The sequence below is a fragment of the Microtetraspora sp. NBRC 16547 genome, from assembly GCF_030268965.1.
GTDB lineage: Bacteria > Actinomycetota > Actinomycetes > Streptosporangiales > Streptosporangiaceae > Microtetraspora.
This window is the reverse complement of record NZ_BSSE01000038.1, coordinates 30,232-50,170: the sequence shown is the minus strand read 5'-3', so window position 1 is coordinate 50,170 and position 19,939 is coordinate 30,232. Positions and strand designations below refer to the sequence as shown.

General features: G+C 70.0%; 14 protein-coding genes and 1 pseudogene. 6 read left to right on the top strand and 9 right to left on the bottom strand.

All coding sequences use genetic code 11. The features are described from left to right. Positions 1 to 204: 204 nt before the first annotated feature. Positions 205 to 1,794, bottom strand: a complete 1,590-nt coding sequence (serA, locus tag QSK17_RS32620; protein WP_285709814.1) for a phosphoglycerate dehydrogenase — start codon at positions 1,792 to 1,794, stop codon at positions 205 to 207. 261 nt (positions 1,795 to 2,055) lie between these two features. On the opposite strand from serA, the gene QSK17_RS32615 reads away from it, so the two are divergent. From QSK17_RS32615 to QSK17_RS32605, 3 genes are all read left to right on the top strand, one after another. After that, a complete protein-coding gene (locus tag QSK17_RS32615; RefSeq protein ID WP_285709812.1) occupies positions 2,056 to 2,958 on the top strand; it encodes a hypothetical protein in 903 nt (300 codons plus the stop codon). 307 nt (positions 2,959 to 3,265) lie between these two features. Next, positions 3,266 to 4,621, top strand: a complete 1,356-nt coding sequence (locus QSK17_RS32610; RefSeq protein ID WP_285709810.1) for an MFS transporter — start codon at positions 3,266 to 3,268, stop codon at positions 4,619 to 4,621. A 156-nt stretch (positions 4,622 to 4,777) separates the two neighbouring features. After that, positions 4,778 to 5,572: a class I SAM-dependent DNA methyltransferase gene (locus QSK17_RS32605; protein WP_285709809.1), complete on the top strand. Its 795-nt coding sequence runs from the start codon at positions 4,778 to 4,780 to the stop codon at positions 5,570 to 5,572. Between the two features lie 63 nt (positions 5,573 to 5,635). Here QSK17_RS32605 and QSK17_RS32600 read toward each other — a convergent pair whose 3' ends face one another. From QSK17_RS32600 to QSK17_RS32590, 3 genes are read right to left on the bottom strand one after another with little or no spacing between them, the layout of a single operon-like run. Next, positions 5,636 to 8,257, bottom strand: coding sequence for an FtsX-like permease family protein (locus tag QSK17_RS32600; protein ID WP_285709806.1), 2,622 nt, complete (start codon positions 8,255 to 8,257; stop codon positions 5,636 to 5,638). Continuing rightward, entirely contained in the window at positions 8,254 to 8,991 is a 738-nt protein-coding gene (locus QSK17_RS32595; protein ID WP_285709804.1) for an ABC transporter ATP-binding protein, read from the bottom strand. The genes QSK17_RS32600 and QSK17_RS32595 overlap by 4 nt, the downstream gene beginning before the upstream one ends. Then, on the bottom strand, positions 8,988 to 9,503 hold the full coding sequence (locus QSK17_RS32590) for a PadR family transcriptional regulator (protein WP_285709802.1): 516 nt from the start codon (positions 9,501 to 9,503) through the stop codon (positions 8,988 to 8,990). The genes QSK17_RS32595 and QSK17_RS32590 overlap by 4 nt, the downstream gene beginning before the upstream one ends. 267 nt (positions 9,504 to 9,770) lie before the next feature. Here QSK17_RS32590 and QSK17_RS32585 point away from each other — a divergent pair, with 267 nt between their 5' ends. Continuing rightward, positions 9,771 to 10,310, top strand: coding sequence for an FHA domain-containing protein (locus tag QSK17_RS32585; RefSeq protein ID WP_285709800.1), 540 nt, complete (start codon positions 9,771 to 9,773; stop codon positions 10,308 to 10,310). Between the two features lie 294 nt (positions 10,311 to 10,604). Next, positions 10,605 to 12,152 carry a D-alanyl-D-alanine carboxypeptidase/D-alanyl-D-alanine endopeptidase gene (dacB, locus tag QSK17_RS32580; protein ID WP_285709798.1) on the top strand — a complete coding sequence of 516 codons (1,548 nt, stop codon included), beginning with the start codon at positions 10,605 to 10,607 and terminating at the stop codon, positions 12,150 to 12,152. A gap of 172 nt (positions 12,153 to 12,324) precedes the next feature. Here dacB and ilvC read toward each other — a convergent pair whose 3' ends face one another. The 3 genes and pseudogenes from ilvC to QSK17_RS32565 all read right to left on the bottom strand — a co-directional run. After that, positions 12,325 to 13,311, bottom strand: coding sequence for a ketol-acid reductoisomerase (gene ilvC, locus QSK17_RS32575; RefSeq protein ID WP_285709837.1), 987 nt, complete (start codon positions 13,309 to 13,311; stop codon positions 12,325 to 12,327). 35 nt (positions 13,312 to 13,346) lie between these two features. After that, positions 13,347 to 13,871, bottom strand: coding sequence for an acetolactate synthase small subunit (gene ilvN / locus QSK17_RS32570; protein WP_285709796.1), 525 nt, complete (start codon positions 13,869 to 13,871; stop codon positions 13,347 to 13,349). After that, positions 13,871 to 15,637 (bottom strand): annotated as a pseudogene (locus QSK17_RS32565) (acetolactate synthase large subunit); the annotation flags it as partial. The gene ilvN and the pseudogene QSK17_RS32565, both read right to left, overlap by 1 nt. Positions 15,638 to 15,923: 286 nt before the next feature. On the opposite strand from QSK17_RS32565, the gene QSK17_RS32560 reads away from it, so the two are divergent. Continuing rightward, positions 15,924 to 16,154, top strand: coding sequence for a hypothetical protein (locus tag QSK17_RS32560; RefSeq protein ID WP_285709835.1), 231 nt, complete (start codon positions 15,924 to 15,926; stop codon positions 16,152 to 16,154). Between the two features lie 3 nt (positions 16,155 to 16,157). Here the strand turns inward: QSK17_RS32560 and QSK17_RS32555 are convergent, their stop codons facing one another. Both QSK17_RS32555 and QSK17_RS32550 read right to left on the bottom strand, forming a co-directional pair. Then, entirely contained in the window at positions 16,158 to 18,791 is a 2,634-nt protein-coding gene (locus QSK17_RS32555; RefSeq protein ID WP_285709793.1) for a putative bifunctional diguanylate cyclase/phosphodiesterase, read from the bottom strand. 181 nt (positions 18,792 to 18,972) lie between these two features. Continuing rightward, positions 18,973 to 19,881 (bottom strand): 2-hydroxyacid dehydrogenase, encoded by a 909-nt coding sequence (locus tag QSK17_RS32550; RefSeq protein WP_285709792.1) that lies wholly within the window; start codon positions 19,879 to 19,881, stop codon positions 18,973 to 18,975. Positions 19,882 to 19,939: the final 58 nt, after the last annotated feature.

The following is a 19,939-nucleotide window of genomic DNA, read 5'->3' as shown; positions in this document are numbered from 1 at the left end:
CGGCCTTCCCTTGGTCTGGCCCCGTCGCGGCAGGTGATGAGTACGGACACCTGGCGCCATCAGCGCAAGGCTACCCCAGAATCTCGTAGGACGACCTAGTATCTCAATATTCGAGACGCTGAATGCCGTGCCTTCGGCACGGCAAAAGAAGAGGCCCGCTCCACCAGTGGAGCGGGCCTCTTCGACGCGTGATCGGAAGACGGATCAGTCCTCGAGGTCGACCGTACGGCCGCTGTCGGCGCCGATCTCGTTCACGATCTGGTCGATGACGTCACCCGGGATGGCCGAGTCGACGGTCAGCGCGGTCAGCGCCTTGCCGCCCTTCTCGCCGCGGGCGACCTGCATGGACGCGATGTTGACGCCGTGCTGGCCGAGCACCCGGCCGACGATGCCGACGATGCCGGGACGGTCGGTGTAGGTGAAGAACGCCAGGTGGTCGGTGGGCTCGATCTCCATCGCGAAGCCGTTGACCTCGACGATCTTCATGACCTGCCGGGGGCCCGAGAGCGTACCGGAGACCGAGACGGTGCGGCCGTCGGCCAGCACGCCGCGCACGGTGATGACGTTGCGCCAGTCGGGGCTCTCGCCGCTGGTGACCAGCTCGACCACGGTGCCGCGGTCCTTGGCGAGGAGCGGAGCGTTGACGTAGGTCACCGTGTCCTCGACGACGTCGGTGAAGACGCCCTTGAGCGCGGCCAGTTCGAGCACGCGCACGTCGTGACCCGCGATCTCGCCGCGCACCTCGACGTCGAGCTTGGTGGCGACCTCGCCGGCCAGGGCCGTGAAGATGCGGCCGAGCTTCTCGGTGAGCGGCAGGCCCGGCTTGACGTCCTCGGCGACGGCGCCGCCCTGGACGTTGACGGCGTCCGGCACGAACTCGCCGGCCAGGGCCAGCTTGACGCTGCGCGCGACCTGGGTGCCGGCCTTCTCCTGGGCCTCGTGCGTGGACGCGCCGAGGTGCGGGGTGGCCACGACCTGGTCGAACTCGAACAGCGGGCTGTCGGTGCAGGGCTCCTTGGCGAAGACGTCGATGCCGGCGCCCGCGACGCGACCCTCCTTGAGCGCGGAGTACAGCGCGTTCTCATCGATGATGCCGCCGCGCGCGACGTTGATCAGCCGGACGGACGGCTTGACCATGTGGAGCTCGCGGTCGCCGATGAGGCCGACGGTCTCCTTCGACTTGGGCAGGTGCACCGTGATGAAGTCGGCCTGCCGGAGCACCTCCTCCAGCGACTCCAGCTTGACGCCCATCTGGGCGGCGCGGGCCGGCTGCAGGTAGGGGTCATAGGCGATCAGCTCGACACCGAACGGCTGCAGGCGCTGGGCGACCAGCTGACCGATCTTTCCGAGGCCGAGGATGCCGACGACCTTCTGGTCGAGCTCGACACCGGTGTACTTGGAACGCTTCCACTCGCCGCCCTTGAGAGCGGTGTGGCCCTGGGCGACGTTGCGGGCACTGGCCAGGATCAGCGCGACCGTGTGCTCGGCGGCGCTGGTGATGTTGGATGTCGGAGCGTTGACGACCATGACACCGGCCTTGGTGGCGGCCTCGACGTCGACGTTGTCCAGGCCGACCCCGGCGCGGGCCACGACGCGCAGCTTGGGCGCGTGCGCGATCGCCTCGGCGTCCACCTGCGTGGCGCTGCGGACGATCACCGCGTCCACGTCGGCGAGCGCGGGCAGCAGCTGGGATCGGTCGGCTCCGTCGGTGTGACGGACCTCGAAGTCCGCGCCGAGCACGGCCAGACCGGCTTCGGACAGCTCCTCTGCGACAAGGACGACGGGCTTGTTCACTGGCGATCCTTAGAAGTGCGGCTGCACGGACACGCGTGAGTCTATCCGCCGCTTGTGAAAGCTCTCACGAGCGACCGGCATGCGAGACACGCGGCTTTCGGACTCATCACGAAATCGTGAGATTCACTCACATGTTCGCTAACTGATGGCATTACCCAAGATGGACCGGTCCCATCCAGAGAGGCTCTATCTTGGTATTGATTGCACGCATTCTTCACGATTAGCCTGATAAGCCATGGTTCGCTACCTATCGTTCAGCCTATGAGCATCGGGAACCCTTCTCTCGGCGACGTGCTCGCGCAGCACGGTAGCCCGCAACGTCTGCTCGCGGCCCTTGCCGAATGGGGAATCCTGGTGGCCGTCCGGCCTGACCGTTCCGTCGTGCTCGGCACGACGCAGAGCGGCGAGCGCGTGTTGCTCGGTTACACCGCACCGGCGACCTACGCCCGGCATCGGGGCAGCCACTCCCTCTCGGCCTGCGACGCCGAGACCATCCTCGACATCCAGCGCGTCACCGGCGTGCGCGAGATCGTGATCGACGCGGCCGGCCCGTCGGCGGCCGCCGTGCCGATCGAGGATCTCCAGCGCTATCTCACGTCGGCGCGAAGCGGAGCCGCCCACGCCCTGTCCGCGCCGAGATCCGCCCCGGCCCCCACCGCGTACGCCACGGGCGCGATGGCCACCGTCGCGCGGGCGCAGGTGACCCAGGCGCCTCCGACTCCGGCGCGCGCTCCCGCCCCGGCCGCCACGCCCTCCCCCTCGCCCGGCCCCCTGCCGCCGGCCTGGATTCCGGCGCCGCGGCAGCACCTGTCGGGCGCCATGCAGGTGGTCGATCCCGGGTACCGCCGGACGCACCATCCGATCCTGCCCGCGCTGCGGGTGGCGCTCGCGGAGATCCTTGGCGACCTGCCGCTCGTCCACCACGTGTGGATCTCGGAGGCGCGCACCGTCTCCGGCTCGTCCGGCCTCATGCTGCACGTCAAGGTGCACACGTCGGCGGCCGAGGACATCGTGCGGGACATCCACCGCGGGGTCCGCGCCCGGCTGCCGCAGCTCGCGGCCAGCGAGGCGCCCGTCCTCATGGCACGGGTGGCGGACGCCCACACGGAACGCCGGATGATCGAGATCGGCGCGCACGTCGTCTGCGCGGACGTCCGCGGTTAGCCCGGACGTCCAGCCCATCCAGCGCAGACGTCCAGCCCGGACGTCCAGCCCGGACGTCCAGCCTGGACGTCCGGGGTGGACGTCCGGGGTGGGACTCCGCGGGCGCCCTGCGTTTGCCCATGCATCCTTGTGCGTTCGCGTGTGTTCGCGTGTGTTCGCGTGTGTTCGGTGTACGCCTTCCGGCGGCTTCCGGCGGCGCGCTCTCGCGGTTGACGGGACCGTTTACGGCATCGGTTGTCGCACCTGAGGCTTCATCGTTCCCCGCGCGTGTCTTTCGGCCGGGCGCTTGCTCGGCTTGAATGTCGCCATGGTCTTCCCGGCGGCGACGCCCTCCCCCCTGACCGTGTCCCGTGGCGTTCGGCTCGGCTATGCCGTCGGGTCGTTCTGCACCGCCAACTTCTCCGCGATCCCCGGCCTACTCCTGCTGATCTACATGACCGACGTGCTGGCGGTGCCCGCGCTGCTGGCGGGGGTCATCGTCTTCCTGCCCAAAGCATGGGATCTCGTCATCAACACCCTGGTCGGCCAGTGGTCGGACCGTACGGTCTCGCGCTGGGGGCCGCGCCGCCCGTGGATGCTCGCCGGGTCGATCATCCTGCCGCTTTCCTTCGCGCTGATGTTCATCGGGCCGCCGCTGACCGGCACCGCCGCCGCACTCTTCGTGGGGGTGACGTTCCTGGTCGCCGCCACCGGATACGCGCTGTACGAGGTGCCGTACAAGGCGATGCCGGCCGAGATGACCACGGACTACCACGAGCGGACGTCGCTGCTGCAGTGGCGGATGGTCTTCATCGCGATCGCGATCGCGATGAGCGGGATCCTCGCGCCCGCCCTCGCCGGGAAGTCGATCGAGGGCTACCGGCAGATGGGCCTGATCTTCGCCGCCGTCCTGCTGGTCTCCATGTTCGGCTCGTTCTTCGGCACCGCGCGCGCCCCGTTCACCGGGCCGCAGAAGGCCGAGGGCACGCTGCGCGGCCAACTCGCCGCCGCGCGCACGTCGAAGCCGTTCCTGTGGCTGCTCGCCCTGTGCAGCGCGCAGACCCTCGCGGCGGGCGTGATGCTCGCGGGCGCGCCCTACTTCGCCGCGTACACGCTGGGCGACACCGGTGCCACCAGCACCCTGTTCGCCGCGCTCGTCGGCCCGATGCTGGTCACGATGCCGCTGTGGGTGTGGCTCGCCCGCAGGCTGGACAAGCGCGGCGCCATGATCCTCTCCGGCGCGCTGTTCACCGTCGGCGCGCTGCTCGCCGTGGCCACCCCGCTACTCGGCTCGCTGTACGCGCACCTGTGCGTGGTGATGGTCGGTGTGGGTTACGCGGGGCTGCAGCTGCTGGGGTTCTCCATGCTCGCCGACGTCATCGCGTACGACGGCGCGGTCAGCGGCAAGCGCCGCGGCGGCGTGTTCACCGGCCTGTGGACGGCGGTGGAGAGCGCGGTGCAGGCGTTCGGCGTGACGATCTACGGCGTGGTGCTCACCGTCGGCGGCTTCATCTCCTCCGACCCGGCGAACCCTGTCACTCAGCCGGACAGCGCGTACACCGCGGTGATCGTCGGTCTGACCGTCGTCCCTGCGCTGATCACGCTGGCCGGCGTGCTGATGACGCTGAAGTACGACCTGACCGCCGAGCGCATGGCGCGCGCGACCGCTCTCTCGGCCACCTGATGCCCGACCGCCCGCGTCACGGCGCGCCACCCGACCGGCGGCGGCGGTCCGGGAAGGTCGTCCGATCCGTCCCGTCCGGTAACCGTGCGTGACCGGTCGATTACTGACATCCTCGACGGGACCAGCGCGACCACGCCGAGCCAAACGGAAACCACGGTGCACAACAAGGATCGTTCAAGTCTCGTCCGCCAGGCCGTCTACGCCATCCGGCACCCGGGCAGGGTCCCGCGCCACGTCCGCCGCCTGGCGAGAGACACCTGGCTGCGCCTGCGCAGCCCCGACCACACGAGCTACTACCGGGCCGTGATGCGGTCGGACACCGCGCGCAGCCCTTACTCGGCGGTGGGCAGCAGGTCACGCGAACGCTGGATCAAGATGGGGCGCACGCAGTTCGACTACCTGCTCAAGCACGGCCTGCGGCCGGAGCACCATGTCCTGGAGATCGGCTGCGGCAACCTGCGCGCGGGCCGGTTGCTGATCGACTATCTGGACACGGGCCACTACTTCGGCATCGACATCTCGCCCGACATCCTCGTCGCGGCACAGAACACGATCGTGGAGTACGGCCTGCGGGAGAAGCTCCCCCACCTCACGCCGGTCAGGGACCTGAAGTTCACGTTCCTGCCGGACCAGCACTTCGACGTGGTCCACGCGCACAGCGTGTTCTCCCACTCTCCGCTGCACGTGATCGAGGAGTGCCTGGCGCACGTGGGGCGTGTCCTCAAGCCCGGCGGCTGGTTCGACTTCACCTTCGACCGCACCGAGGGCAAGGAGCACCAGGTGCTCCGCGAGGACTTCTACTACCACACCGAGACGCTGGTGGATCTGGCCGCGCGGCACGGCCTGGTGGCGACGTTCATGGAGGACTGGGAACGGCTCCCGCCCAAGCAGTCCAAGATCCGTGTCACCCTGCCGGGCGGCAACGGCCACGCCAGGCCGCGCACGCGGTGAACAGGGGGACGCCGACTCTCGCGGCGTCCCCCGTATCCGCCGAAGGGCGGCGTCATCCCAGGCTCATGCCACCCGGCGGGAGAGCCGCACGCGGGTGCGGGCGAACGCGCCGGCCACGAGAGCGGCCACCAGCGGCAGCCCCACGGCCACGACGGCGAAAGTCAGCCACGGCACGGTGACCCCGATCTCCAGGGGCGGCAGCCGGTAGCCGTTGAGTGCCATGTCAGGAGGCAGTCCTCCGAGCTGGATCGCGGTCCGCGTGGCGAGGGCCGCCCCGGGCGCCAGCCCGGCGACCAGGCCGGCCGGGACACCGAGACCGGCGATGAACGCGGCCTGCCCGGCGACCACCGCCCGGCGGGTCCGCGGCCGCGCGCCCGTGGCGGATAGCGTGTCCAGATCCCTTCGCGAGTCCGCCGCCGCGAGAGCCGTCGCGGTGAAGGTCGCGCCGAGCACGATCACGCCCGTCGCGATCGCGTACACCAGCAGGGCAGGTGGCGTTCCCGGATCCCGACTCTCCATGATCTTCACCTTCGACGTCACCGGCAGGACGGAGTCGTGCAGCCGCTGCTCGTCGGTCGGCGTCAGCCGCTTGACCCGTGGGTCGACGAGGAGGTGCGTGAGCTTCACCCCGTACCCGCGCGAGGTGAAGGCGGACGCTGGAGCCACCCCGGCTACCACCGTGGGGCCGTCCACCCGCACGAGCGTCGCGGGCAAGGACACCGGAACCGGCTCCTCGTCCGTGAGTGGGTTCGCGGTGATCAGGGTGAGCCGCACCTCGTCGTTCCTGACGGCCGCGGGGTTGAACACGACGGCCCGACCCGCGGCCAGCGCCGCCTCAGCACCCGGGTCCGTGCGGCCCAGCACATAGCGCAGCAGATCGGAACCGCCCAGGGGGAGTTCGCCCAGCGGGCTTCCCAGCACGCGACATTCGTCGCATCCCCGGTCCGGCAATTGGATGGACAGCGGACCCCTCTTGACGTCCACGGGCACGAGGGCCTCAACCAGCGGCACGCCCGGCAGGGTCTTCTCCACGACGGGTCGGATCGCGCGCCACGACTCCTCGGTCACGTCGTCTCCATAGACGGCGGTCGTAACCGGCACGTGCGCACGGCCAGAGATTTGCACCCAGAGGGCGACCTCGCTGGCCATCGCGACCGAGACCGTGCTGAACGCGGCGGTCGCCGCCATGACCGCCACGACGGCGGGTGCCGTACGGCCGCGGTTGCGGACACCGTCGCGGACGGCCAGCCGGAGCGGCAGTGGGAGGCGCCCGGCCACGGGACCGATGCGGCTGATCAGCCATGGCGTGACCATGATGAGGCCGAGCTGGCCGAGCAGCGCCCCTGCGAGGACGGCGTTGTACCCCTTCCAGGTGCCGTACGTGAGGGCCGCGAGGCCCACCATGACGAGGAGCGTTCCCAGCAGGGGCCGCCCGGCGCGGTCACGACGCCTGTCGTGCCGTCCGGCCAGGGTCGCGGCCACGTCCCAGCGGGCCGCCTGTACGGCCGGCACGACTGCGGCGGCCAGCCCGCTCAGCGTGCCCAGCACGACGACGAGGGCGACCTGACCGACGGGCACATCGAACGGCCCCAAGTCGCCGCCGGGCCACTGGCCGAGAACGGAGACGACGACGCGGGCCACGCCCACGCCCAGAACCGCTCCGAGCACGGAGGCGCCTGCTCCCAGGACCAGGCCGTCGAAGATCACGATCAGCTTCAGCTGGCGGGCCGACCCGCCCTGGGCGGCGATCAGCGCCAGTTCCCGGCGCCGACGCCGCAGCCCGACCGCGAAGGCCGGCCCGGCGAGCAGGACGACCTCGATCACAAGGATCGCGGTGAGCAGTGCCGCCGCCTGGGCGTTCTGCAAGTCGGGGCCGGCCCCCTCCAGCGCGTCGTCCGGCCGGGCTCCGGTCGGCGGCGGATCGTCGAGTACGGCCCTCGACAGCACGGTGAGCCCTTTCAGGTTCGCCTGGCGCACCTGGTCCCACGTCACGGGCCCCGGGGAGTCGACGAGCCAGCGGCTCTGGCGGCCGGGATCGTCCATGCTGCCCAGCAACGTCCCTGGCAGGGCGATGATCTGGCGGCGCTCATAGCCGGCGGCGGAGGGGAAGGCCGCCACGACGCCGACCACCTGCTTCGCGACGCCGGCCCTGGTGACGCGCAGCGTGCTTCCCACCGGCACGCCGACGCTGTCGCTCACCGCGACCTCACCGGGCTCCTGTGGGAACCGGCCGCTGAGCAGGTGGAACATGCCCCGCGTCATGGGATCGCGCGCGTCCACCTCGAGAACCAGCGCCCCCAAGTAGCCGTCGCGATCCTGATAGTCCACGTATCCCTGCGACAACGGGATCACGCGGGCGCCCGGGCCGAGCACGGCCTCGATCTCGGCCTTCGTCATCGGAGGCCGGTCATTTGGCTCGGCCTTGTCGGGCACGAACCAGACGGGCTGCGTGGCGCTCTGCCTGATGGAGTCGGCCAGGCCCGTGTCGGTCACCAACGCGGCGGCTGAGCCCATGTCCCAGGCGAGCCGCTCGCGCGGATCCAGCTCACTGGTCGCCCAGTACGTGCTCGCGACAGTGACGGCGAGCACCGGCAACCCGATCATGATCATGATGAGGAGGCTGCGGCCCTTCGCCCGCCAGGCGTCGCGGCGGGCGATCCGCAACGCGGCGCGAAGCGAGCTCATCTGGCGCTCACCAACCCGGTCTCGGCGGAGTCGACGATCTCCCCGTCTTTCAGGAACACCACCCGGTCGGCCCAGGCGGCGTACCTGGGCTCGTGGGTGACGACCAGGACGGCGGCTCCGGCGTCCGCCCGTCCCCGGAGAAGCTTCAGGATCTCGTCACCGATGAGAGTGTCGACCGCGCCGGTCGGCTCATCGGCGAGGAGCAGCCGCCGCTCCCCCACGAGCGCCCGGGCGATCGCCACCCGCTGCCGCTGGCCGCCGGACATCTCCTCCGGGAACCGGTCCGCCAGGTCGCCCGCGCCGACCTCCTCCAGTACGGCCAGGGCCTCCTTGCGCGCCCTCGCCGTACGGACCCCGTCCAGCTCGCGGGGAAGCATGACATTCTCCACGGCGGTCAGCGACGGGATGAGGTTGAGGTCCTGGAACACGTATCCGACGCTCCGCCTGCGCAGCGCGGCCAGGCCGGCGGCGGACAGCTCTCCGAGTTCGACGCCTTCGACCTGGACGGTTCCCGACGTCGGGCGGTCGAGGCCGCCGGCGAGGTTGAGGAGGGTGGACTTGCCCGATCCGGACGGTCCCATCACCGCGACCAGCTCTCCCGCCGCGACGTCGAGGCTCACCCCCTTCAGCGCGTGCACGGCTCCGGCGCCCTCGCCGTGCACGCGGCTCACCTCGATGAGCCGCGCCACGACGACGGCGGCGGCCGTATCCGAATCTGGATCGTGTGGTGTCATGTGCCCTCCTTGGGGGACGCGGCGAGGACGGCCTCGCAGTGCGCGAGCCAGCGTTGCTCGGCCTCGGCCTGGAAGATCATGGAGTCGAGGACGAGCCGCTGGGCGATGGCCGCACCGCGCTTGGCCCGCGTGAGCTCCTGCAGGGTCCGCATGGTCGCGGAACGCTGGGCCTGCACGACCCGCGCGACGTCGACCCCCGGAGCGGTGATGGCCATGGCGAGCTTGATGACCAGCTCGTCACGCGGCCGGTCGGCCTGGGCGACCGGTGTGGCGAACCATCGGTCGAGCTCGGCCCGGCCCTTCTCGGTGATGGCGTAGACCACGCGGCCCTGATCGTCCTGCTCACCGGGGGCGACCAGCCCGTCCCGCTCCATGCGCGAGAGCGTCGTGTAGACCTGGCCGATGTTGAGCGGCCAGGTCGCCCCTGTGGACGCCTCGAACTCCGCGCGTAGCTGGTACCCGTACCGAGGCCCCTGGGTGAGCAGCGCCAGCAGGCCGTGCCGGATCGTCATGAATACTGAGTATGCATACTCAGTATGCTCTCGGCAACTCGCGATTTTTCCCGGCAAATCGGGATCGATCCACAGTGGAGAGCCCGGGACACCTGCAGAACAGGCTGAACTGCGCCTACGCGCACATCGGCGCCGGCCACGCGGCGGCGGGCGGGCCGTACTGGACCCAGGACTTCGTCAGTGGCTGACAGGTACGAGTAATCCCAAACGGCGAGGAATGTGCCGGTCGGCTGGACACCCTATGTTTCCCCATCGGATACTCCTGACATGAGCTCGTCGCACCCTCCGGTTCGCGCATCCGACGGGGACCGCGAGCGCGCGCTCAGCGAGCTCCGCGACCGCGCCGCCGAGGGGCGGCTCTCCATGGAGACCTTCGTCGGGCGCGTTGACATGGCGCTGCGCGCGCGCAGCAGGGGCGAGCTCGACGAACTCATCTCCGACCTGCCCCAGCGCGGCCGCTGGCGCCGGCGCATCACCGAGGCCGTCTCCTCGGTGTCGGACCTCACCACCAAGATCGAGGCCGCCTGGCGCCGCCCCCGGCTGCCCCGCCTGGCCCTCCCGGCCGACAGCCGGATCCGGTACGTCGTCGGCCGTGGCTCCGCCTGCGACCTGGTGCTGTCGGACGTGACGGTCTCCCGCGTGCACGCCGAGCTACGCCGCGAGGACGACTCGTGGCTCCTGGTCGATCTGGGCTCGCTCAACGGCACCCGGCTGAACGGCTGGCGGCTGGTCGGACCCGCGCGGGTGCGTCCCGGAGACGAGATCGCCTTCGGTGACTGCACGTTCCTGGTGTCCAGCCCCGTCTGACGTCCCCGTCTGGCGTCCTGCCCTGGATCCCCACCCGACGTCCTGCCTCAGGCGCTGACGTCCTGCCCTGGATCCCCGCCCGACGTCCTGTCTGACGTCCTGCCCGGGACCCCCGCCGTACGTCCTGCCCATGGCCTCAGGGCCCCACCTGACGCGCTTCCCCCAGCACGCCACCACATATACGCACATTTCCGTATTGATGCTGCCGCTCCGGTTCCCCATGATCGCGGAAAGCCCACTCATGCTGGAGCGACTGTGCGCTTATCACGACGAACCTCGATCATGCTGGCCTCCATGGTCCTGATCAGCGGGGTCGCGGGCTCGGGAATCCCCGCCCACGCACTCGACCCCGCCCCCGGCGTCACCGACCTGATCCACGACATCGACCAGATCCTCAGCGACTCCCGGCTCACGATGGCGCGCGCGGGCGTGGTCGTGCGGAATGCCGACACCGGGGAGGAGCTGTACACACTCGACGGGGGCAAGCTGTTCGCCCCCGCCTCCAACACCAAGCTGCTCACCTCAGCCGCCGCGATGGAGACGCTGGGCGCGGACTACCGGTTCACGACCGATGTCCTCTCCAAGGGCAAGGACCTCTACCTCAGGGGTACCGGCGACCCGACCATGCTCACCGCCGACTACGACGCGCTCGCCGCCAAGGTGGCCGCGTCCGGAGTCAAGGTGGTCACCGGGCGGCTGATCGCCGACGACACCTGGTTCGACGACGTACGGCTCGGCACGGACTGGGCGTGGGACGACGAGCCGTACTACTACGCGGCCCAGATCTCGGCGCTGACGGCGTCACCCGACACGGACTACGACGCGGGAACGGTCAAAGTCTCGGTCGCTCCCGGCGACGGCCCCGGCAAACCGGCCAAGGTCACGACGACCCCCGACACGGACTACCTGAAGATCGTCAACAAGGCGGTGACCGGGGACGACACCGACGTGCTGGTGGAGCGGGAGCACGGTGGCAACACCGTCGTGATCACCGGGACCGTGGCCGACCCGTACAACGAATGGGTGACGGTGTGGGACCCGACGCTCTACGCGGCCTCGCTCTTCCGGAAGGGGCTGGCCGCCCACGGCGTGCGCGTCATCGGCCCGACCGCCCACGGCGCCACCCCGTCCGAGGCGAAAACGGTGGCCACCCGCGAGTCCATGCCGCTCAGCCAGCTGCTGACCCCCTTCATGAAGCTGAGCAACAACATGCACGCCGAGATCCTCACCAAGGCGATGGGCCGGAAGGTCTCCGGCGAGGGCAGCTGGTCCTCCGGGCTCGCCGTGACCAAGTCCTTCGCCAAGGCCAACGGCGTGCAGACGCTGAGCCTCCGGGACGGCTCGGGCCTGTCCAGGATGGACGGGCTCACACCGTCGGGCATCGCGTCACTGCTCGTCGCCGCGAAGGGCAAGCCGTGGTTCCCGGCCTGGTACGACGCGTTGCCGGTCGCGGGGCAGGCGGACCGGATGGTCGGCGGGACCCTGCGCAGCCGCATGCGCGGCACTCCGGCCGCCGGGAACGTGCACGCCAAGACCGGCTCGCTGACCGGCGTCACCGCGCTGTCGGGCTATGTGACGAGCGCCGAGGGCGAACCGCTGGTCTTCTCGATCCTGACCAATGGCTACCTCTCCGGGGCTCCCCGGGATCTGGAGGACCGGATCGCGGTCAGGCTCGCCCAGTTCACCCGCTCCGCCCCGGCGGACGTCGCGGCGGACGCCGGGGCCGGGACGCCCGACGCCGAAACCCTCCGTACCGAAACCCCCAGTGCCGAAACCCCCAGTGCGGAGACACCACAGGGCGACGACCTCGAATGCTCCTGGCGCAAGCCGGCGGAGTGCTGAGCCTCTCGAAATGCGGACCGCCTCGCTGATCCGCACGAGAGGCGACGCGCTGACCAGCGCGTGAAGGACACGCTGATCCGCGCGAGATGCGGCACGGCCCGCCGGACCGTGTGAGAACGCGAATCGGCGCCGTCCCCGGTGACGGGGGCGGCGCCGATTCGTGTGCTGAGGACTACTGGGACTTGAGCCAGCTCATCATCGGACGGAGCTTGGCACCGGTCTGCTCGATCGGGTGGCCGGCGAGCTCCTCGCGGTACTTGTTGAAGTCGGCCTGGCCGGAGTCGAACTCCTCGACAAGCTCGCGGGCGTACTGGCCGTTCTGGATCTCGTCCAGGATGCGGCGCATCTCCTGCTTGGTCTCCTGGTTGACCACGCGCGGGCCGCGGGTGTAGCCGCCGTACTCCGCGTTGTCGGAGACCGACCAGTACATCTTCGAGATGCCGCCCTCGTACATCAGGTCGACGATCAGCTTCATCTCGTGCAGGCACTCGAAGTACGCGACCTCGGGCTGGTAGCCCGCCTCGATCAGCGTCTCGAAGCCCGCCTTGATCAGCTCGGAGACGCCACCGCAGAGGACGGCCTGCTCACCGAACAGGTCGGTCTCGGTCTCCTCGGTGAAGGTCGTCTTCAGCGCGCCGGCCCGGGTGCCGCCGATGCCCTTGGCGTACGACAGGACGAGCGGCCAGGCGTTGCCGGTCGCGTCCTTCTCGACGGCGACCAGACACGGCACGCCGCGCCCGGCCGAGAACTGACGGCGGACCAGGTGGCCCGGGCCCTTCGGGGCGACCATGGCGACGTCGACGCCCTCGGGCGCCTCGATCAGGCCGTAGCGGATGTTGAAGCCGTGGCCGAAGAACAGGGCGTCGCCCGCGACCAGGTTCGGCTGCACGTGCTGGGCGTAAAGGTCACGCTGGACGTGGTCCGGCGCCAGGATCATGGTGAGGTCGGCCTCTTCCACGGCCTCCGACGGCGTGAGCACGCGCAGCCCGTCGGCCTCGGCCTTCTCCCGGCTCTTGGAGCCCTCGAGCAGGCCGACGCGCACGTCCACACCGGAGTCGCGCAGGCTCAGCGCGTGCGCGTGACCCTGGCTGCCGTAACCCAGCACGGCCACGTGCCGCCCCTGGATGATCGACAGGTCGGCATCGTCGTCGTAGAAGATCTCAGTCACTTGCTTGCCTTTCAGTGATTTTTCGGCTACGCGGTGCGGTCCAGCGCACGGAGCGAGCGATCGGTGATGGAGCGGGCACCGCGGCCGATGGCCACCATGCCGGACTGCACGAGTTCCTTGATGCCGTACGGCTCCAGAACCCGCACGAAGGCCTCCAACTTGTCCATCGTGCCGGTGACCTCGATGGTCACCGCGTCCGGCGCCACGTCGACGCACCGCGCGCGGAACAGATTGACCAGTTCGAGGACATGCGACCGGCTGTCCGCGTCGGTCCTCACCTTGATCAGCATCAGCTCGCGCTGCACCGACTGTGCGGTGTCCAGCTCCACGATCTTGAGGACGTTCACCAGCTTGTTGAGCTGTTTGGTGACCTGCTCCAGCGGGAGTTCTTCCACGCTGACCACGATGGTCATCCGGGAGATGTCGTCGTGCTCTGTCGGCCCGACGGCCAGCGAGTCGATGTTGAAGCCTCGCCGGGAGAACAGGCTGGCGACTCTGGCCAGCACACCGGGCTTGTTCTCGACCAGCACCGACAGCGTGTGCGTGCTCATCAGTCCTCGATCTCCCACTTCGGCGCCATGTCTCGGGCGTACTTGATGTCGTCGTTGCTGGTGCCCGCGGCGACCATCGGCCAGACCATCGCGTCCTGGTGGACGACGAAGTCGACCACGACGGGAACATCGTTGATCTCCATGGCCTTGCGGATCGTGGCGTCGACGTCCTCCGGCCGCTCGCAGCGCAGACCCACACAACCGTACGCCTCGGCCAGCTTGACGAAGTCCGGGATCCGCCGGACGGTCTGCAGGTCGGTGTTGGAGTACCGCTGGTTGTAGAACAGGGTCTGCCATTGGCGAACCATGCCGAGATTACCGTTGTTGATGACGGCCACCTTGATCGGCACACCCTCGATGGCGCAGGTGGCCAGCTCCTGGTTCGTCATCTGGAAGCAGCCGTCGCCGTCGATCGCCCACACCGTGGACTCGGGACGGCCCATCTTGGCGCCCATCGCGGCGGGCACCGCGAATCCCATCGTGCCCGCGCCGCCCGAGTTGATGAACGTCCCCGGGTTCTCGTAGCCGATGAACTGCGCCGCCCACATCTGGTGCTGGCCGACTCCCGCCGTGTAGTACGCGTCGGGACCGACGATGGCGCTCAACCGCTCCATGACGTACTGCGGGGCCAGCGAGCCGTCGGCGAACTCCTCGTAACCCAGGGGGTAGGTCCGCCGGTAGCCGTCGAGCAGGGTCCACCACTCGTCGTAGTCACCCTTGCGACCCTCGGCGTGCTCGTGCTCGATGGCCGCGATCAGGTCGGTGATGACCTCGCGGCAGTCGCCCACGATCGGGACATCCGCGTGCCGGTTCTTGGAGATCTCCGCCGGGTCGATGTCGGCGTGGACGACCTTGGCGTTCGGCGCGAAGCTGGACAGGTCGCCGGTCACCCGGTCGTCGAAGCGGGTGCCCAGCGCAATGAGCAGGTCGCTGCGCTGGAGCGCTCCGACGGCCGAGACGCTGCCGTGCATGCCCGGCATGCCCATGTGCTGGCGGTGGCTGTCGGGGAAGGTGCCGCGCGCCATCAACGTCGTGACCACCGGGATGCCGGTCAGCTCGGCCAGCCGCAGCAGCTCGGGGGCCGCGCCCGCCTTGTGGACGCCGCCGCCGACGTAGAGGACGGGCCGCCTGGACTCCACGATCAGCCGCGCCGCCTCGCGGATCTGCTTCGAGTGCGGACGGGTGACCGGGCGGTAGCCGGGGAGCTGCATGACCGGCGGCCACGAGAAGGTGGTCGTGTTCTGCAGCGCGTCCTTGGCGATGTCGACCAGGACAGGGCCGGGACGGCCGGTCGAGGCGATGTGGAACGCCTCGGCGATCGTCCTGGGGATGTCCTCGACCTCGGTGACCAGGAAGTTGTGCTTGGTGATCGGCATCGTGATGCCGGAGATGTCCGCCTCCTGGAAGGCGTCCGTGCCGATCATGGGCGTCGCCACCTGGCCGGTGATGGCGACCATCGGCACCGAGTCCATGTACGCGTCCGCGATGGCGGTGACCAGGTTGGTCGCACCCGGTCCGCTGGTCGCCATGCAGACCCCCACCTTGCCGGTGGCCTGCGCGTATCCTTCGGCCGCGTGGCCGGCACCCTGCTCGTGGCGTACAAGCACGTGCCGGACCTTGGTCGAGTCGTAGAGGGGATCGTAGGCCGGGAGGATGGCGCCGCCCGGGATCCCGAACACCGTGTCGACCCCGACGTGCTCCAGCGCCCTCACGAGGGCCTGGGCACCTGTCATCTCTTCGGTCATCGGCTCGTTCCTTGTGGCTGAGCTGTCTGTCTGCTGGCATAAAAAATGCCCCGACCGCGAATGCGGATCTGGGGCGCGCGCAGGACCGAGTGCTTCGTCAGGCCGCGCGCCTGCGAAGTACTACGAGGATCCCACTGCGATGCATGGCTACACGATGTCCGATCCACGCGCCCCTCGTCAAATTATCTCGGACACCGGTCTCACTATATGAGATCAACTTTCCCGCTCAGTACCACGAACAGGACCGGTGCCATGAGCGCCGCGAGGGCCGCCTCCAGCGCGCCCCGACCCCGTCGACCTTCCTGCTCTGCGCGGGGTCATCTGCCTGCACAGTGGCCGGGACGGCGAGTTGCTCGCGCTGCTCGACTCGGCGACCATCACCGCTTGGCGGACCGGCCTGGCCGCGGCGTTGGGCACCCACGTCCTGGCCGCCGCCGATCCTGAGGGTGGGGCCGTTCTCGGCGTCATCGGAGCGGGCGCTGCTGCCGGGTTGCCGGCGGAGGCGGCCCACGCCACTCTCGGCGAGATCCTGCGTTGAGGACTATGCGGTGTTCTGGAGGGTCGTACGCATGAGGTGGTCGACTCCGCGTGCGGCCATGGGGCGGGCGACGAGGTAGCCCTGGCCTCGCGTGCAGCCCATCTCCCGCAGAAGTTCGAGCTGCTCGGGGCGTTCGATGCCCTCGGCGACGACGATCAGGCCGAGGTCGTGGCCGAGGCGCACGATCGTGCGGGTGAGCAGGGTGAGAGTCTCGTCACGGCCGAGCCCTGAGACGAACGACGGATCGATCTTGATCATGTCCACCGGCAACTGGCGGAGAAATGCCAGCGAGGCGTACCCGGTGCCGAAGTCGTCGATCGCGAGCCGCACTCCGAGGGCACGGAGCTCCGACAGCTTCGCCACTGTGTCCTCGGCGTCCTCGACGAGCATCTCCTCGATGACCTCGAGCGTGAGCGCGCTGGCGGGCAGCCCGCTCTCGGTCAGCGCCTCCGAGACCGTCTCCACGAACCGGGGAGCGGTGATCTGCCGCGCCGACAGGTTGAGGGAGAGGCCGATGTCCCAGGAGGACTCGCGCCAGCCGGCCACCTCGCGGCAGGCCTCTTTGAGGATCCACTCGCTGAGCGGCACGATCAGCCCGGTGTCCTCGGCGGGGCCGAGGAACTGCTCGGGCGGCACGAACGTGCCGCCGCGCCACCAGCGGACGAGCGCCTCGACGGCGGTGACCCGCGAGGTGGCGAGGTCGACGACGGGCTGGTACTCGACCGCGAACTGCTTCTCCTGGAGGGCGCGCTGCAGGTCCGCCGCGAGCTCGAGGCGGCGTACGACGTCGGCGTGCATGTGCGCGGCGAACACCTCGACCCGCCGGCCGCCCAGCTCCTTGGCCCGGGACATCGCGACGTCGGCGTTCCGCAGGAGGTCTCCGGCGGGCATGCCGTCCTCGGCGAAGGCCACGCCCACGCTGGCGGTCAGCGGCATGTCCCGGTCCGCGACGCGGAAGGGCTCGGAGGAAACCGTGCGGGCGAGCCGCTCGGCCAGGTCGATCGCGGTCTGGGCATCCGTGCTGCTGGAGGCACCGCCCTCGACCAGCACAGCGAACTCATCCCCACCCCACCGGGCCAGCGTGTCGTCGGCGCGAACGGCGGCGCGCAGCCGGCGGGCCGCCTGGCCGAGGAGGTAGTCGCCGCTGGCGTGGCCGACGGAGTCGTTGACCCCGGTGAACCCGTCGAGGTCCAGGAAGATCACGGCGGCGCGGCCGCCACCTGGCCGGGCGAGGACCTCGCGGGCGCGCTCCTCGAAGTACGCACGGTTGGGCAGCCCGGTGATCCCGTCGTGGAAGGTGAGGTGGGTCACCTGGTTGCGCAGGGCCACCTGGTCGCTGACGTCGCGGACCGTGACGAGGACGAGATCCTCTTTGTGGACGTGCCGGGTGGCGACCGACTCGGTAGGCCGCCAGGTGCCGTCCGACGCGCGGACCCGGCAGGCGATCCGGCAGCTCTCGTGGCGTTCCAGGATCTCGCCGTCGTTGTCGAGCCTCCGGAGCAGGGCCTGGACCCCTGGCACGTCCTCGGGGTGGATGTAGTCGATCAGCGGGCGCGCGACGAGGTCGGCGGCGCGGTAGCCGTACGTCGCCTGGACGCTGGAGCCGATCTCGCGTATCACGCCGTCGTGGTCGCACAGCAGCACGACGTCGCCGGTGTTCTCGGCGAGCCGGCGCAGCTGCCGCTCTCCGACGTCCACCAGGCGGCGCATCCCCGCCGTCTCGATCAGGAGCAGGAGCAGCCTGCCGATGAGCACCAGGACGATCGCGGCGCCCAGGCCCGGAAGGACCGGGTCCCGGCCCGCGGTGAACGAGTGGAACGCCACGGCCACCGTGGCGGCGGCGACGAGGAGGAGCGGGATCGCGGCCGCCAGGGCGACGGGCAGCGGCCGCCGTCGGCGCCGGGCCTTCACCCACGGAATGCCGGCGAGGACCACGAACGCTGCGGGGGCCACCAGGCTCACGGCCAGCGGCGGTGTGTCGCCGTCCAGTCTGGCGACGGCCGTCGCGAACTCCGCGACCGTGATCGCGCCGAGCACGCCGACGCCGGCCAGGCCGACCGAACGGTCGACGGACCTGGACCCGATGACGGCGGGGGCCACCACGCAGGCAGTCAGCAGGCAGACGACGGGCAGCGCCAGCGTGGAGAAGATCGTGGTGGCGTCGTCCACTCCGCGGAACATCGGGCCGAGGGACCACACCCAGGCCACGGTGAAGATCGACGCCGCGACCAGGAAGGCGTCCGTGGCCTGCCTGACCACGCCTCTGCTGTACGGAGGGGGCTTCGCCGTGAAGGCGCAGCCGATCATCAGGAGTAACGAGCTGACGAGAAGCAGCAGGTCGGCGAAGGTCAGCACGAAGGGCGTGCCGTCGGCGACCGGTCTCAGCCCGATGCCGACGAGCCAGGTCACGGAGCCGGCCTCCAGCCAGCGCCAGGCCGCGGCCCGCCGGCGTTGTCCCGGGGCGACCCGCGAGGAGGCCAGCATCAGCGAGATCACGGCGAGCAGACCGGTGACGACTCCCGCCACCGCGACCACCATCGAGGACGCACTTCCGGCGATGAGGACCGCCGCGATCGCCGCCGCGCCGAGACCGGACACGGCGGTGAGCGGGACCCTGGGGTCACGCCTGCGATTCACGCAGTCCCTCCCGCCATCGACTCGGCTTTACTCTCCCTCTCACGACGCCAGTTTGCGCGCGACCGTCGATCTGAGCGAAGACAACGGCCGAGTCGTCACCGATCCGATAACCAGCTGCGCGATGACCTCACCGTACGGACCGCAGGTCACGGGGCAGCCACTTTCCGGAATCCTTCGCGGGTCAGTAGAGCCCCGTGATGATGTTTTTAAGGGGTTCGCCGGAGATGTACCGCGCGATCTGGTCGTGGACCAGCTTCCGCGTCCGCCGTATGGACGCCGGGGTGCTACCCGCCACGTGCGGGGTGATGAAGACGCCGGGGACGGTCCACAGCGGGTGGTCCGCCGGGAGCGGCTCCGGCGAGGTGACGTCGAGCGCGGCCCGCAGCCGTTCCTTCTGCAGCTCGGCCAGCAGCGCGTCGGTGTCGACGACCGAGCCGCGCGCGGCGTTCACCAGCACCGCGCCGTCCTTCATCCGAGCGAGGAACCGGGCGTCGACCATGCCCGCCGTGTCGGCCGTCGCCGGGACCAGCAGCACGACGACGTCGGCGCGGGGCAACAGGTCGGGAAGCTCGTCCTCGCCGTGCACGTCGCCTCGCGCACTCCGCGCGACCCGGACGATCTCCACCTCGAACCCGGAGAGGCGGCGTTCCAGCGCCTCGCCGATCGAGCCGTACCCGACGATGAGGACGGTCGCGTCGGCCAGCACCCCGGTGTAGTGACGCGCCCACGTGCTGCGCGCCTGGGCGGCGGCGAACTCCGGGAAGTCCCGCAGCACCGCGATCATCGCTCCCACGGCCCACTCGGCGGTTCCGGCGTCGTGGACGCCCCGGGCGTTGCACAGGGTCACGTGGCCGGGCAGATGCGGCAGGTACGGGTCCACGCCGGCGGTCACGGTCTGGATCAGGCGAAGCTTGGCCATCCCGGCCAGTAGGCCGGGGACGTCCGGCACCGGCACGAGCGGCGGCACCCAGACCTCCACCTCGTCGATCCCGGCGGGCGGCGCTCCCGTGCCGTCGTAAACCGCGATGTCCAGTCCCGGCAGGCCGGCCAGCCCGTCGGCGATGTCCTCCGATGCGACCCAGATCTTCACGGGACCAACCTAAAGGAACCCGCCGATCCGGGCACCAATAGGGATACGAAGGAGGTCG

Bases quoted from the DNA above. Each gene is read 5' to 3' on its own strand.
- QSK17_RS32615 (WP_285709812.1), top strand. From the start codon at position 2,056: ATGAGCATCGGGAACCCTTCTCTCGGCGACGTGCTCGCGCAGCACGGT.
- QSK17_RS32610 (WP_285709810.1), top strand. From the start codon at position 3,266: ATGGTCTTCCCGGCGGCGACGCCCTCCCCCCTGACCGTGTCCCGTGGC.
- QSK17_RS32600 (WP_285709806.1), bottom strand. From the start codon at position 8,257: ATGAGCTCGCTTCGCGCCGCGTTGCGGATCGCCCGCCGCGACGCCTGG.
- QSK17_RS32595 (WP_285709804.1), bottom strand. From the start codon at position 8,991: ATGACACCACACGATCCAGATTCGGATACGGCCGCCGCCGTCGTCGTG.
- QSK17_RS32590 (WP_285709802.1), bottom strand. From the start codon at position 9,503: ATGACGATCCGGCACGGCCTGCTGGCGCTGCTCACCCAGGGGCCTCGG.
- QSK17_RS32585 (WP_285709800.1), top strand. From the start codon at position 9,771: ATGAGCTCGTCGCACCCTCCGGTTCGCGCATCCGACGGGGACCGCGAG.
- dacB (WP_285709798.1), top strand. From the start codon at position 10,605: ATGGTCCTGATCAGCGGGGTCGCGGGCTCGGGAATCCCCGCCCACGCA.
- ilvN (WP_285709796.1), bottom strand. From the start codon at position 13,871: ATGAGCACGCACACGCTGTCGGTGCTGGTCGAGAACAAGCCCGGTGTG.